The organism is Novosphingobium sp. Chol11 (assembly GCF_900218065.1).
In the GTDB taxonomy this organism is placed as follows: Bacteria; Pseudomonadota; Alphaproteobacteria; order Sphingomonadales; family Sphingomonadaceae; genus Sphingobium; species Sphingobium agri.
Genome location: NZ_OBMU01000001.1, coordinates 1,982,790 through 1,994,856 on the forward strand (window position 1 = coordinate 1,982,790; position 12,067 = coordinate 1,994,856).

Consider the following 12,067-nt stretch of genomic DNA (forward strand, 5'->3'; position numbering starts at 1 on the left):
TGGCCGTTACCTTCCGAGGGTGGCGAGCATGAGATAGGCGAGACGCGCGGTTTCCGGCTGCGGCTTGATGCTGACATCGGCCGCCGTCGCGAGGCGCTGGGTTTCGATCCGCACATAATCAGCGGGCTGCACGGTCTTCGCGCCTTCGGGCAGCGCAGCGGAGGCATATTGAATAGGACCGGTGTTGATCGAATCGACGCCGCGCTGAAGCTTTGACGCGAAACGATCACGGATTTCGGCGAAGCTGCGAGGACTGCCGGAGCGATCGTAGAAGATGGAGCGGTTGGCCCGCGCGGCGGCGGGGAACATGGACGCGGCGGTTGCACCGGGCGCGCGATCATGGACCGAAAGGAACTTGCTCGCCCCGCCGACGCCCAGGAAGTGGGCGAGGTAGAGATCGACCGGCTCAGCCTCACGGCCAAGCCGCTGTTCGAGATAGGCCTTGTTGTCGGCGGCATGCTGCGCAGCCATGACGGAGGCGGTTTCGGGGTGGTTGCGCAGATTCAGGATCTGCTGGCGCATTTCCGGGTTCGCGACATAATAGCGGCCGTTCTGGCCCCGGCTGATCATGTCGGCGGCCCAGCCAAGCCCATATTCGCCGCCATGCTTGTCGATGACGGCGAGCCAGCTCTGGTCGATAAACTGATACAGGCCCGTTGCTGACGAGGTGCTCGCGCGCGCCGTGGGATTAAGGCTGCTTTCGATCTTCGCCTGGCCCAGCAGATAGGCGAAGTCCACGCCCGTCCTGCGGCTCGCCATGGCGATCGCGTTCGTCACGCGATTGCCGGTCGAAGCGCCTGTTGCTGCTATGTCTGCAAATGCCGACAATGAAATAATCCCCGTTGGTACCGGGGAGCATTAGAGCAAGGCTTATGCCAAGATTTGGTTAACGCGCGCTCCATAAATGTTGCTGGCGCGTTCAGCATGCAAAGAAAAAGGCGCCTCTGGGGCGCCTCGTCTCACAACATCAGAGTTTAACCTACCGTTCGGGGGAGCGGAGCCCCTAGCCTCTATCGCCCGTAAACCAGCGGAGCCTGGGTCGACCCATGCGCCGCCAGCAGCGACAGGCGCTGTCCCGCATGATCGGTCAGCACATTGATCCGCACCCGCGCCGCCTCGATCATCGGCAGCAGCGCCGTCACTCGCTCGCGAATGGCGTCATCCGCGCGCCATGCGCCGATCGCACGCACTGCGGCGGCGCTCCGGCTCACATGGGCGGCCGCAGCATCGATGGCCGCGACGTCGGTGCCGTCAAGCGCGACCCGCAGCTCATCGAAAGCCGAGAAAAGGTCATCCAACGCTGCAAGGCCGAGCGGCATGATAAGCCTTAACCGTTGATCGGCAGATCGAGCGCGAGCATCTTGTCGGCGATCGCAGCCGGATCGACCGGATAATTGCCCGACGCGATGGCCGCCTTGATCGCCGCGACACGGTCCATATCGACCGGCGCGCCTTCCGCCGCCATGCGGGCTGCGGGACTGGCGGATGCCGAAAATGACGACACGCTCACCGAACCCTTGTCCGAAGCGCTGCGCGTCTTGCCGCTGTCCCGCAACCGGGAAGCCTCTATGGCGGCGCTCATATTCTGGCCGACAGATTTGATCATGGCTTACAATCCTTCACTCGTCCCGTTCACCCTATAACGGCAGGGTTCAAAAATCATTAAATCCCGGAATGCGCACGGTGCCCATTTCGACCACCTGCGCGAGGACAGGCGTGGACCGCTTGTCCTCGCGCACGCGGATGGTGTCGCCCACGGCGCCGTCTTCATCCGCGATCATCGCGCGCGAGACGCTGAAACTCGCATTGCCGGCGAGCAGCTGGACCGGGTCCCCCCGCTTCACCACCAAATCGCGCTGCGCAGGACGCGCAGCGACGCCATAGCGCGCAACCGGTGCCGCAGCAGCGCCGCCGCCGCCGCTCAAGGGCACGCGGATACGCCATCCTACGGAGTCGCACTTCACGATCGCCGCACCGAAAGTCGGCCCTTCGACGCTCGGCGTCACAGGGCAGGCTGCCAGCCGCAGTCGCCGGTCAACTGGCGCGATGGGCCCGCCAGGCGCTCCGATATTGGCGCCGACGGTCATCGCGACCAAGCCGTCCAGCCGATCCAGATTCTCGAATTTCTGTTGCGCCAGCGCAGGCTGACAAACTGCTGTGGCCAGCACCATGGCGGCAATAAGGGGCAGCGTTTTCACAGCATATCTCCGGATGCGGACAGATTCATGCCACGCATTAAGCATCCGATATGGCTAACAAGTCGTTAACGCTGCCCGGCAGCTTCCCCGATGCGGATCAGCTGGCCCTTGCCCGTGCCGCCGTCCATCTGGTCGAGGCCGCGAATGCGCAGCCGGTCACTGGCCAGACCCTGCGCCTTCAACTCGCGCGCCACCGCGCCAAGCCGCGCCGCCGCGAGATCCCAAGGATCGAACCGCCGCCGCGCGGGATCGGTGCCAAGGCTGCTGATGTCGATCCTGCCGCTGCCCGATTTCAGGCCTGCTGCCACTCTTGCCAGCGCTGCCCTGCCCTGACCCGACAACAGCGCCTCATCCGGCAGGAACAGCTCCGCCGCGCGCAGTTCCATGTCCTTGGCCACCGCGCGCCCGCCAAATTGCTGACGCACCTGCGCCAGCATCGCGTCGCGCTTCTGCCCGCTTGCCTGCAACAAAATGAAGAAGCCGAGCAGCAACAACAGCAGGTCGGCGAAACTCACGGCCCAACGGTTGCGCCGGGCTTGCGAGGCAGCAGCGATCATCACGCCACCTCGCGCATGGCTGCCCGCAGCGTCGTCACATTCTCCCGCCGCGCGATGGCGACCAGGCGGCTGGCCGCTTCCTTCTGCCAAGCCAATTCCCGCTCCGACAGGTCGGCAAGGCGGCTCGCGATGGGAGCGGCGATGACATTGGCGATCACCACGCCGTACAGCGTCGTCAGCAGCGCCAGCGCCATGGACGGCCCCAGAGCCGCCGGATCGTCCATCGCCGCGAACATGCCGATCAGGCCCAATATGGTGCCCGCCATGCCCAGCGCGGGGGCGGCATCGGCAATCGACAGCCAGACGTTGCGCGCACCGGCATGGCGGCGCGCCCGGTCGGCCAGCGCCTGCGCTGCCCAAATCTCGAACTGCTCGGTCTTTTCGCTGTTGGCGAGGCGCCGTGCCGCTTCAGCGAGGAAGGGGTTGGCGGTCTTCACCCGATCCGTGCAGGCAAGCCCGCGCAGTTGCGCGACCTGGTCGATCTTCAGCAAGGCCGCGCGCGCCGTCGCCTGATCCTTGTCCGGATCGGCGCGCAGCAGCGGCACCAGCGCGGCGAAACCACGCCCGATCGCCGGACCGCCATTCTGGAACAGCGCCACCGCGCCCACCCCGCCGATCATGATCAGCAGCGTCGGGGGATCGAAAAGCTGCGCCAATAGTCCGATCATCAACCAGTCCCCCATTCACCCGGATCACCAGCGGCAAAGCCTTGCCCAGGACCGGCAAAATCTTGCCGCCCCTGCCGCCGCCTTCATCCGAACCCAAGGATTTCCGCCGTTTCCGCACACGCCGATGCGTCACCCACGCAAATTGGCACGGCTCTTGCGAATACCGGTTCGGATCACCCGCGGTTCACGCCATCAGGCTTCAGAACGGCGAATGACCCGCAACTTTTAGGCCCCTCGGGGCAAAAAGATGGAAAGACGGAAATGTCGCTGGAAGACGGATTGTTCGGAGTACATGGAAAGGCGCTGGCGCTTCGCTCGCAACGCCTGTCCCTGCTCGCGTCCAACATCGCGAACGCCTCGACGCCGGGCTACAAGGCGCGGGACATCGATTTCGACGCTGCGCTGAAGGAAGCGACGACGCGCCAGCAGGGCAGCGGAATAGCGGATGTCAGCAAGGCCGTGGACGACAGCATGGGCTATCGCGTGCCGCTTCAGCCCAGCCTAGACGGCAACACCGTCGAACTCAGCACCGAACAGACGCTGTTTGCTGAAAACGCCGTCAAATACCGCACGACCCTCTCCTTCCTGGAAGGGCGCATCAACACCATCACGCGCGCGCTGAAGGGAGAATGAGCATGAGCGGTTCTGGCCCCATGAATGTCTTCGACATCGCCGGCCGCGCCATGAGCGCGCAGCTTGTGCGATTGAACGCCACGGCTTCCAACATGGCCAATGCGGGCAATGTCACCGGAAGCGAGGCGGACGCCTATCGCGCCATCAAGCCGGTTTTCCAATCGGTCACCGACAAGCCCGGCGTGTCCACCGTGAAGGTCGCCAACGTCCTCACCACCGACGCCAAGCCGACCAAGCGCCACGACCCCAACCACCCGCTCGCCGACCAGAACGGCGATGTGTGGGAAGCGGCTGTCGATAGCAGCGCGGAGCTGGTCGACATGATCGAGACCGCCCGCATGTACCAGAACAATGTGCAGGTGCTGAACACCGCCAAATCCCTCATGCTCGAAACCATAAGGATCGGCAAATGAGCACGACCTCCACCGTCACCGACAGCGCGGGCCTTTCCGTCTATAATCCGTACAAGAATGTCGGCACGGGCAAGGCGGAGATGGGCCAGGCCGATTTCCTGCGCCTCCTCACCGCGCAGATGCAGACGCAGGACCCGTTCGCGCCGATGGATAACGCACAGATGGTCGCCCAGATGGCCACCATCACCAACTCCAGCGGCATTGCGGAAATGAACCAGACGCTGAAAGGCCTTGCCTCGCAGCTCACCGGCTCACGCCTTGGTGACGCGGCAAGCTGGATAGGCAAGTCGATGCTGGTTCAAAGCAACATCGTCGCCCCTGATGCGTCAGGCCAATATATCGGCCAGGTCAGCTTCAAGGACGCGACCAGCGGCGCGACCGTCGATCTGCTCGACGGGTCCGGCAACGTGCTCAAGACCATCGATCTTGGCAATCAGCCCGCAGGCGACGTCAACTTCTACTGGGACGGCAAGAATGGGGCGGGAGAGCGGGTCGCCACCGATGCGCTCAAGATCCGCGTCAACGGCGCTTCACCGTCGCGTGTCGCCAGTTGGGCCACCATCGCCGCCGTCCAGTCACCCGCCGACGGCAGCGCCTCCAAGCTCATCACTCCATTGGGCAGCTACAGCCCGTCGGACGCCATTTCACTCGCCTAACCTCGTCACCCAGAAATACTTCAAATCCTTTTCACCCCCAGATCCTTTTCACCCAAGGAGCAACGCCATGTCCTTCTACATCTCGCTTTCCGGCCTCAAGGCCGCCCAGACCGATCTGGCGACCATCGCCAATAACGTCTCCAACGTGAACTCCACCGCCTTCAAGAAGAGCAAGGCCGTGTTCGGCGATATCTTCGCCGCCGCGCCGATGCAGACGACCACGCAGGTCGCTGGCCAGGGCGCGCGCGTGCAGGGGATCACCCAGCAGTTCACGCAGGGCACGATCGAGGGCACCGACAAGACGCTCGACCTCGCCATCACTGGCGAAGGCTTCTTCACCGTCAAGCGCACCGGCGACAGCCAGGTCAGCTTCACGCGTAACGGCGCCCTGTCGCTGACGGAGGACCGCTTCGTCGTCGACACGACCGGCGCCCGCGTGCAGGTGATCCCGGTCGATCCCACGACTGGCCAGCCCAGCGCTGCGATAGCCGCTGGCCTTGCCGCCGGCACGCTGACTTCCGCTGACCTTGCCGATCTTCAGGTTCCCACCAATTGGCCAGCCGGCGGCACCGGTAACCAGCTCAACAGCGTCGGCGTCGGCAAGGATGGCCAGATCACCGGCGTCTATGCCGATGGGTCGACCGTTTACCTCGGCACCACCGCCATGGCGGCCTTCAACAGCCAGGACGGCCTGCGCCAGATGGGCGACGCACACTGGACCTCGACCTCGGCCAGCGGCGAGCCGCGCTTCGGCACCGGCAACAGCGGCCTTTACGGCTCGGTACGCTCGGGTGCTCTCGAACGCGCCAATGTCGACATCACCGAGGAACTGGTCGCCCTGATCTCGGCCCAGCGCAACTTCCAGGCGAACTCGAAGGCGATCGAAGCTGCCAACACGCTGTCGACCACCATCGTCAACATGCGCACCTGATCTCGACTGACGCCCGCTAGAAACAGGACACACCTATGGACCGGCTCGTCAACACGGCACTCACCGCAATGCGCGGCGCGATGGCGCGGCAGGCGGCGATTTCCAACAATCTCGCGAACGTCAACACCGTTGGCTTCCGGGCGGAGATCGCCAATGCAGAGACGCGCTGGATCAAGGGCGATGGTTTCGACACGCGGGCGCAGGCGTCCGAACAGGTGATCGCGTCCGACATGGCGCAAGGAGCGGTCATCGAAACCGGCAATCCGCTGGACGTGGCCATGAACGGCGATGCACTGCTCGCCGTTCAAGCCGCGGACGGCAGCGAGGCCTATACGCGCCGCGGCGACCTTAAACTCTCCGACAGCGGCCTCCTCACCACCGGCGACGGCCTGCCGGTTCTTGGCGAAGGCGGCCCGATCACCCTGCCGCAGATGGACAGCGTCTCGATCTCGCAGGACGGGAGCATCTGGGGCGTGCCCCAGGGCGGCGACCCGGCGAACCCGCAGCGCGTCGATGGCCTGAAGCTCGTCCGCGCGGTCGGCTCCAGCATCGCCAAGGGCACGGATGGCCTTTTCCGCGAAACCAATGGCGGCGTCCTGCCGACCGATCCCCTCGCGACCGTCACCGGCGGCTCCGTCGAAGGCTCCAACGTCAACGCCACATCGGCGCTTGTGCAGATGATCGAGGCGAGCCGCGCCTGGGAAACCCAGGTGAAGCTGATCGACACGGCGAAGCAGTTGGATGACGGCGGCGCGTCGCTCATGCGGCTAGATGGTTAATCTGGCACGAACCTTGCTCTTAATTTTGCAAGCCTGACCGGCACCACGGAGTTTCAAGACGATGAGCAATGCAGCCCTTCACGTCGCCCGCACCGGCCTTGACGCGCAGAACACGAAGATGCGCGTCATCGCCAACAACCTGGCGAACGTCAACACGACCGCCTTCAAGCGCGACCGCGCCGATTTCGAGACCCTCGCCTACCAGCAGATGGTCGCAGCGGGCGCTAACTCGGACGCTGAGAACAAGTTCGCCACTGGCCTCAATCTGGGCTCGGGCGTCGCGATGCAGGGCACCAGCAAGATCAACACGCAAGGCACGTTGCAGCAGACCGGCAACGCGCTCGACATGGCGATCGAAGGATCGGGCTTTTTCCAGGTCCAGCGCCCGGACGGCTCCACCGCCTATACCCGCGCGGGCAATTTCAGCACCACGGCGGAAGGCGTGGTCGTGACCAGCGACGGCCTCCCCCTCGTTCCGCAGCTCACCGTGCCGCAGGGCGCGACCGGCATCACGATCGGCAATGACGGCACCGTCACCGCAACGCTTCAGGGCCAGACCGAACCGACCCAGCTCGGCCAGATCGAACTGGCAAGCTTCATGAACCCGGCCGGGCTTCAGCCGATCGGCGGCAACCTGCTCACCGAAAGCGCCGCCAGCGGCACGCCGCAGGTTGGTGTTGCTGGGCTCGAAGGCCGGGGAGTCATACGCTCGGGCAATCTTGAAACCTCGAACGTCAACGTGGTCGAGGAACTGGTCGACATGATCGAAACGCAACGCGCCTATGAGGTGAACAGCAAGATGATCAAGGCGACCGACGAAATGCTGCAATATGTGAACCAGCAGCTGTGAGCGGGATGATGCGCTTCGCCTCCACCTCCCTCCTCGCACTTTCGCTGGTGGCCCTCGCTGCCACCCCGGCAATGGCCGGCAAAAAGCGCGATGCCGAGCGGCAATTTTATGCCCCCACCGTCGTTGCCGCCCCTGCCGCTCCTGTGGCGAACGGTTCGATCTTCCAGGCGTCGATGGGCTATACCCCGCTCACCAGCGGCGCGCGCGCGCAGAGCGTCGGCGACATCATCACCATCGTGCTGGTGGAACGCACCCAGGCGACGAAGACCAATTCGGCCGACACTAGCCGCAGCGGCAGCATCGGCCTGACGCCGCCGGCCACCGGCCTCTTCTCGAAGCTCTTCTCACCGAGCGACATCGCGGCAAGCGGTGACCAGGGCTTCACGGGCAAGGGCAACGCGACGCAATCCAACGCGCTGAACGGCGAAATCACCGTGACGATCGCAGCAGTCTATCCCAACGGCACGATGCTGGTGAAGGGTGAGAAGGCGCTGACGCTCAACCGCGGCGACGAATATATCCAGATCAGCGGCCTCGTTCGCCAGGCCGACATCAGCCCGGACAACCGCATCGCATCGACCCGCGTGGCCGACGCCAAGATCATCTATACCGGCAAGGGCGAGATCGCCCGCGCAAGCCGCCAGGGCTGGCTGCAACGCTTCTTCTCGATGATCAGCCCCTTCTGATGGAGCGCGCCTTCATGACCCGCTTGGCTTCCCTGCTGCTCTCGATCCTCGCGCTCGTCGCGGCGCCTGCCGCCCACGCCGAACGCATCAAGGACCTCGGCACCTTTCAGGGCGTGCGCCCCAACCAGCTGACCGGCTACGGCATCGTCGTGGGCCTCGCAGGCACGGGCGACGACAGCCTCGACTATGCGACGCAAGGCGTGAAGGGCGTCGTCTCGCGCTTTGGCCTTACCTTGCCGCAGGGCATCAACCCGGCGCTCAAGAACGCCGCCGCCGTGCTCGTCACCGCCGACCTCCCCGCTTTCTCCAAGCCGGGCCAGCGCCTCGACGTCACCGTCTCGGCGCTCGGCAAGGCCAAGTCGCTGCGCGGCGGCACGCTCATCATGACGCCCCTGCGCGGCGCGGATAATGAAATCTACGCCATGGCACAGGGCAACCTCGCCGTCGGCGGGCTTGGCGTGTCCGGCGCGGACGGCAGCCAGGTTTCGGTGAACATTCCTTCGGCTGGCCGCATTCCCAGCGGCGCGACCGTGGAGCGCGCCGTCGCAACGGGCTTCGACACCGCGCCTACCCTCACCTTCAACCTCGCCGAAGCCGACCTCACCACCGCCCTGCGCGTGGCGGACGGCATCAACCGCACCTTCGGCGACAGCCGCGCCCGCGCGACCGACGCCGTCTCGGTGGACATCACCGCCGCCCCCGGCGCGACCGACCGCATCATGATGATGGGAATGATCGAAAATATCGAGATCAAGCCCGCCGACGCGCCCGCCAAGGTCATCGTCAACGCCCGCACCGGCACCGTCGTCATCAACGGCGCGGTGAAGATCCATCCGGCCGCCGTCGCGCATGGCAAATTGACCGTCAGCGTCAATGAAAGCCCGCGCATCGTCCAGCCTGCTCCCTTCTCGCAAGGGCGCACCGCCATGGAGCCTTCCAGCTCGATTTCGATCGATCAGGAAAAGAAACCAATGGTTAATTTTAAAGGTGGAGCATCGCTGGCCGATATAGTGAAGGCGGTGAATGCCATCGGAGCATCCCCCGCAGACATGGTCGCGATCCTCGAAGCCTTGAAGCAGGCAGGCGCGATGAAGGCTGAACTGGTGGTGTTGTGATGCAGATAAATGCGATTTCCAAAGGGGTTCAGCCCGCCGCCTCGCCGGAAAAGGCGCAGCTGGAGAAGGTTGCCAAGCAGTTCGAGGCAATCTTCCTGCGCCAGATGATCGGCACAATGCGCCAGTCTGGCGGCGGCGAAGGCATTTTCGATTCGAGCGCGACCGAACAGTTTCGCGACATGTCCGACGCGCGCACCGCCGACACGATGGCGGAAAAAGGCAGCCTTGGCATCGCCGAAATGCTGCTGCGCCAATATGAAGCCCGCCAGCCGATCGCGCCTGCCGCTACCGCGCAGGATAAGGGCGAATGAGCGACCTCTTCATCATCGGCGCTTCGGGCACCAAGGCCTATCGCCAGGCGATGGCCGCGATCTCGGAAAATATCGCGAACGCCAGCACCGAAGGCTATTCGCGCCGCTCGCTGACCACAATCGAATCGGGTTCCTCGACTGCCACGATGGCGACCTATATCGCCCGCGCCAATTTCGGCGGGACAGAGGTGCAGGGCGTCAACCGTGCGTCCGACCCCTATCTGGATGCGGCCGTGCGCTCCAGCGGCATGGCGCTCAGCAATTCCACCGCCCGGCTGCGCTGGATGACCGACCTGGAAGGCGCGCTCAACGATACGGAAACCGGCATCGGCAAGCTGATGACGGGCATGTACCAGAATATGGACAAGCTCGCCGCCAGCCCCAGCGACCGCTCGCTGCGCGTCACCACGCTGGACAGCATCAGCCGCGTCGCCGAAGCATTTCAGCGGACATCGGCCGATCTTTCGCAGGTATCCAGCGGCATAGCCACCGAAGCCACGGCATCCGTCGAAACCATCAACCGCTCGCTGTCGCAACTGGCCGGTATCAACAACAGCCTGTTGCGCGCGCAGCCCGGCACGTCGGCCTATGCGCAGCTTCTAGACAGCCGTGACGCGGCGCTGAACACGCTGTCGGCTAACCTGAATGTCGACATCAGCTTCGGCGCGCATGACGTGGCGACGATCAACTATAACGGCACGACGATCGTGCAGGGCGACGCTGCCACCACGTTGGCGTTGACGGTCAACGCGAATGGCACGCTGGCGCTCGCCACGGCTGGCGGAACCGCGCTGACAGCACCTGCAAATGGTACGCTTGGTGGCCTCTTTTCCTCGGCCGTCACGACATCGCAGCGCCGCACCAGCCTGGACACGCTGGCGCAGCAGTTCGTGACGGACATGAACAATTGGCACGCGCAGGGGCGTACCGATGCCAATGCGGTGGGCGGCGCGCTGCTGTCCGGGACGACCGCGGCGACTGTCACCGCACTTATCACCGATCCCGTTGCGCTCGCGACCAAGTCGGCGGACGGAACGCTGAACGGCAACCTGCTTACCGTTTCGACGGTGCTGCGCGGCAATGGCAGCGTCGAGCAGGGCTGGACCTCGATCATCGCGACGCAGGCGAACCTGCTCGCGTCCATCAAGGCCGAGCAGACGACCGCGCAGGGCCGCAGCGACCAGGCTATCGCCGCGCGCGAAGCGGTGAGCGGCGTCGATCTCGATATGGAAGCGGCAGAGCTCCTGCGCCTGCAGCAGGCCTATTCCGGTTCGGCGAAAATCCTTCAGATCGCGAAGGAAACCGTCGACGCCATCCTGCAGATCATCTGAAAGGGCTGACCCATGGTAGGCATCACCAACAAGACGCTGATCGCCGAAATCCGCCGTCAGCAGCAATTGTCGCAGGGCATCATCGAAGGGCAGACCGCCATTTCGACCGGCATCACGCTGACCAAGCCATCGGACAATGCGCTGGCCTGGGTCCAGGTGTCGGAAATCGGCAAGGCGCAGGCGCAACAGTCGTCCTGGCAGGCCAATGTCAGCTATGGGATGAGCCGCGCCGCCAATGCCGAAGCCAATCTGGAAGAGATCAACACCCTGCTCATCAGCGCGCAGGAACTGGTGACGTCCGCTCGCAACGGATCGCTGAACGACGCGCAGCGCACCGCGATCTTCGAAGATGTAAAAGGCATTCGCGAAGCGATCGGCGCCCTCCTCAATCAGGCCGATTATCAGGGCGTCCCGGTATTCGACGACACGCAGAGCGTCCTCGTCCCGGTCAGCCGCGGGCTGAAGCTGGCCGTGGTCGGCACCCGGCAGGAGGTTTCGGAAGGGATCGATGTCGGCGGCACGCCCATGACGCTGGACGGCATATTGGGCCAGGCGCTCACCGCCTTGCAGAGCGGCACCGATGCTGACCTCCAGTCGGCGCTGACCGCGATCAAGGCGGGGCAGAGCCACGTCACCATCGAACAGGCGAAGCAAGGCGTCCGCAGCGACCGGTTGGACGTGACCGGCAACCGGCTGACCAGCGTCGATCTTGACCTGAAGGAACGCCGCCAGGGGCTGGAGTCGACCGACCTCGCCGAAGTCATCTCTTCGGTGAAGAGCAAGCTGCTTCAACTGGAAGCCGCCCAATCCGCCTTCGCGCGCATCAACCAGCAGACGCTGTTCGACCTGATCCGCTAAGCGTCAACACCGCCCGCCCCTGTTCGTCATCCCAGCGAAGGCTGGGATCTCGGGCTGCCTCGGGCGACGTCTCCTGAGATG

At 64.5% G+C, this 12,067-nt stretch carries 17 protein-coding genes; 11 read left to right on the top strand and 6 right to left on the bottom strand.

All coding sequences use genetic code 11. The annotated features are described in order from the left end of the window. Positions 1-6 precede the first annotated feature (6 nt). The 6 genes from NCHOL11_RS09940 to NCHOL11_RS09965 form a co-directional block, all read right to left on the bottom strand. Positions 7-828 (bottom strand): flagellar biosynthesis protein FlgJ, encoded by an 822-nt coding sequence (locus NCHOL11_RS09940; RefSeq protein ID WP_097092163.1) that lies wholly within the window; start codon positions 826-828, stop codon positions 7-9. Positions 829-1,010: 182 nt separating this feature from the next. Beyond that, entirely contained in the window at positions 1,011-1,319 is a 309-nt protein-coding gene (locus NCHOL11_RS09945; protein WP_097092164.1) for a hypothetical protein, read from the bottom strand. Between the two features lie 8 nt (positions 1,320-1,327). Then, positions 1,328-1,606 carry a flagellar biosynthesis anti-sigma factor FlgM gene (flgM, locus tag NCHOL11_RS09950; protein WP_097092165.1) on the bottom strand — a complete coding sequence of 93 codons (279 nt, stop codon included), beginning with the start codon at positions 1,604-1,606 and terminating at the stop codon, positions 1,328-1,330. A gap of 46 nt (positions 1,607-1,652) precedes the next feature. Further along, positions 1,653-2,171: a flagella basal body P-ring formation protein FlgA gene (locus NCHOL11_RS09955; RefSeq protein ID WP_097092874.1), complete on the bottom strand. Its 519-nt coding sequence runs from the start codon at positions 2,169-2,171 to the stop codon at positions 1,653-1,655. A gap of 92 nt (positions 2,172-2,263) precedes the next feature. Beyond that, complete coding sequence (locus NCHOL11_RS09960) at positions 2,264-2,755, bottom strand: flagellar motor protein MotB (protein WP_097092166.1); 492 nt, start codon at positions 2,753-2,755, stop codon at positions 2,264-2,266. After that, positions 2,755-3,423 carry a motility protein A gene (locus tag NCHOL11_RS09965; RefSeq protein ID WP_097092875.1) on the bottom strand — a complete coding sequence of 223 codons (669 nt, stop codon included), beginning with the start codon at positions 3,421-3,423 and terminating at the stop codon, positions 2,755-2,757. The genes NCHOL11_RS09960 and NCHOL11_RS09965 overlap by 1 nt, the downstream gene beginning before the upstream one ends. A gap of 261 nt (positions 3,424-3,684) precedes the next feature. Here NCHOL11_RS09965 and flgB point away from each other — a divergent pair, with 261 nt between their 5' ends. The 11 genes from flgB to NCHOL11_RS10020 all read left to right on the top strand — a co-directional run bounded on the left by flgB (position 3,685) and on the right by NCHOL11_RS10020 (position 11,986). Further along, complete coding sequence (flgB, locus tag NCHOL11_RS09970; RefSeq protein WP_097092167.1) at positions 3,685-4,056, top strand: flagellar basal body rod protein FlgB; 372 nt, start codon at positions 3,685-3,687, stop codon at positions 4,054-4,056. A gap of 2 nt (positions 4,057-4,058) precedes the next feature. Beyond that, the gene (gene flgC / locus NCHOL11_RS09975; RefSeq protein ID WP_097092168.1) at positions 4,059-4,469 is read left to right on the top strand and encodes a flagellar basal body rod protein FlgC; all 411 of its coding nucleotides are present in this window, start codon (positions 4,059-4,061) and stop codon (positions 4,467-4,469) included. Then, positions 4,466-5,125 (top strand): flagellar hook assembly protein FlgD, encoded by a 660-nt coding sequence (locus tag NCHOL11_RS09980; protein WP_097092169.1) that lies wholly within the window; start codon positions 4,466-4,468, stop codon positions 5,123-5,125. Before flgC ends, NCHOL11_RS09980 begins: the two co-directional genes overlap by 4 nt. Positions 5,126-5,192: 67 nt before the next feature. Then, positions 5,193-6,056, top strand: a complete 864-nt coding sequence (locus NCHOL11_RS09985; protein WP_097092170.1) for a flagellar hook-basal body complex protein — start codon at positions 5,193-5,195, stop codon at positions 6,054-6,056. Positions 6,057-6,091: 35 nt separating this feature from the next. Continuing rightward, positions 6,092-6,835 (top strand): flagellar basal body rod protein FlgF, encoded by a 744-nt coding sequence (locus tag NCHOL11_RS09990; RefSeq protein ID WP_097092171.1) that lies wholly within the window; start codon positions 6,092-6,094, stop codon positions 6,833-6,835. 61 nt (positions 6,836-6,896) lie between these two features. Beyond that, entirely contained in the window at positions 6,897-7,685 is a 789-nt protein-coding gene (gene flgG / locus NCHOL11_RS09995; RefSeq protein WP_097092172.1) for a flagellar basal-body rod protein FlgG, read from the top strand. An 8-nt stretch (positions 7,686-7,693) separates the two neighbouring features. Continuing rightward, the gene (locus NCHOL11_RS10000; protein ID WP_097092876.1) at positions 7,694-8,371 is read left to right on the top strand and encodes a flagellar basal body L-ring protein FlgH; all 678 of its coding nucleotides are present in this window, start codon (positions 7,694-7,696) and stop codon (positions 8,369-8,371) included. 14 nt (positions 8,372-8,385) lie between these two features. Beyond that, positions 8,386-9,486 (top strand): flagellar basal body P-ring protein FlgI, encoded by a 1,101-nt coding sequence (locus NCHOL11_RS10005; RefSeq protein ID WP_176502215.1) that lies wholly within the window; start codon positions 8,386-8,388, stop codon positions 9,484-9,486. Continuing rightward, positions 9,486-9,797, top strand: coding sequence for a rod-binding protein (locus tag NCHOL11_RS10010; protein ID WP_097092174.1), 312 nt, complete (start codon positions 9,486-9,488; stop codon positions 9,795-9,797). The genes NCHOL11_RS10005 and NCHOL11_RS10010 overlap by 1 nt, the downstream gene beginning before the upstream one ends. After that, positions 9,794-11,128, top strand: a complete 1,335-nt coding sequence (flgK, locus tag NCHOL11_RS10015) for a flagellar hook-associated protein FlgK (RefSeq protein ID WP_097092175.1) — start codon at positions 9,794-9,796, stop codon at positions 11,126-11,128. Before NCHOL11_RS10010 ends, flgK begins: the two co-directional genes overlap by 4 nt. Before the next feature lie 12 nt (positions 11,129-11,140). Beyond that, positions 11,141-11,986: a flagellin gene (locus NCHOL11_RS10020; protein WP_097092176.1), complete on the top strand. Its 846-nt coding sequence runs from the start codon at positions 11,141-11,143 to the stop codon at positions 11,984-11,986. The last annotated feature ends 81 nt before the right edge of the window (positions 11,987-12,067 follow it).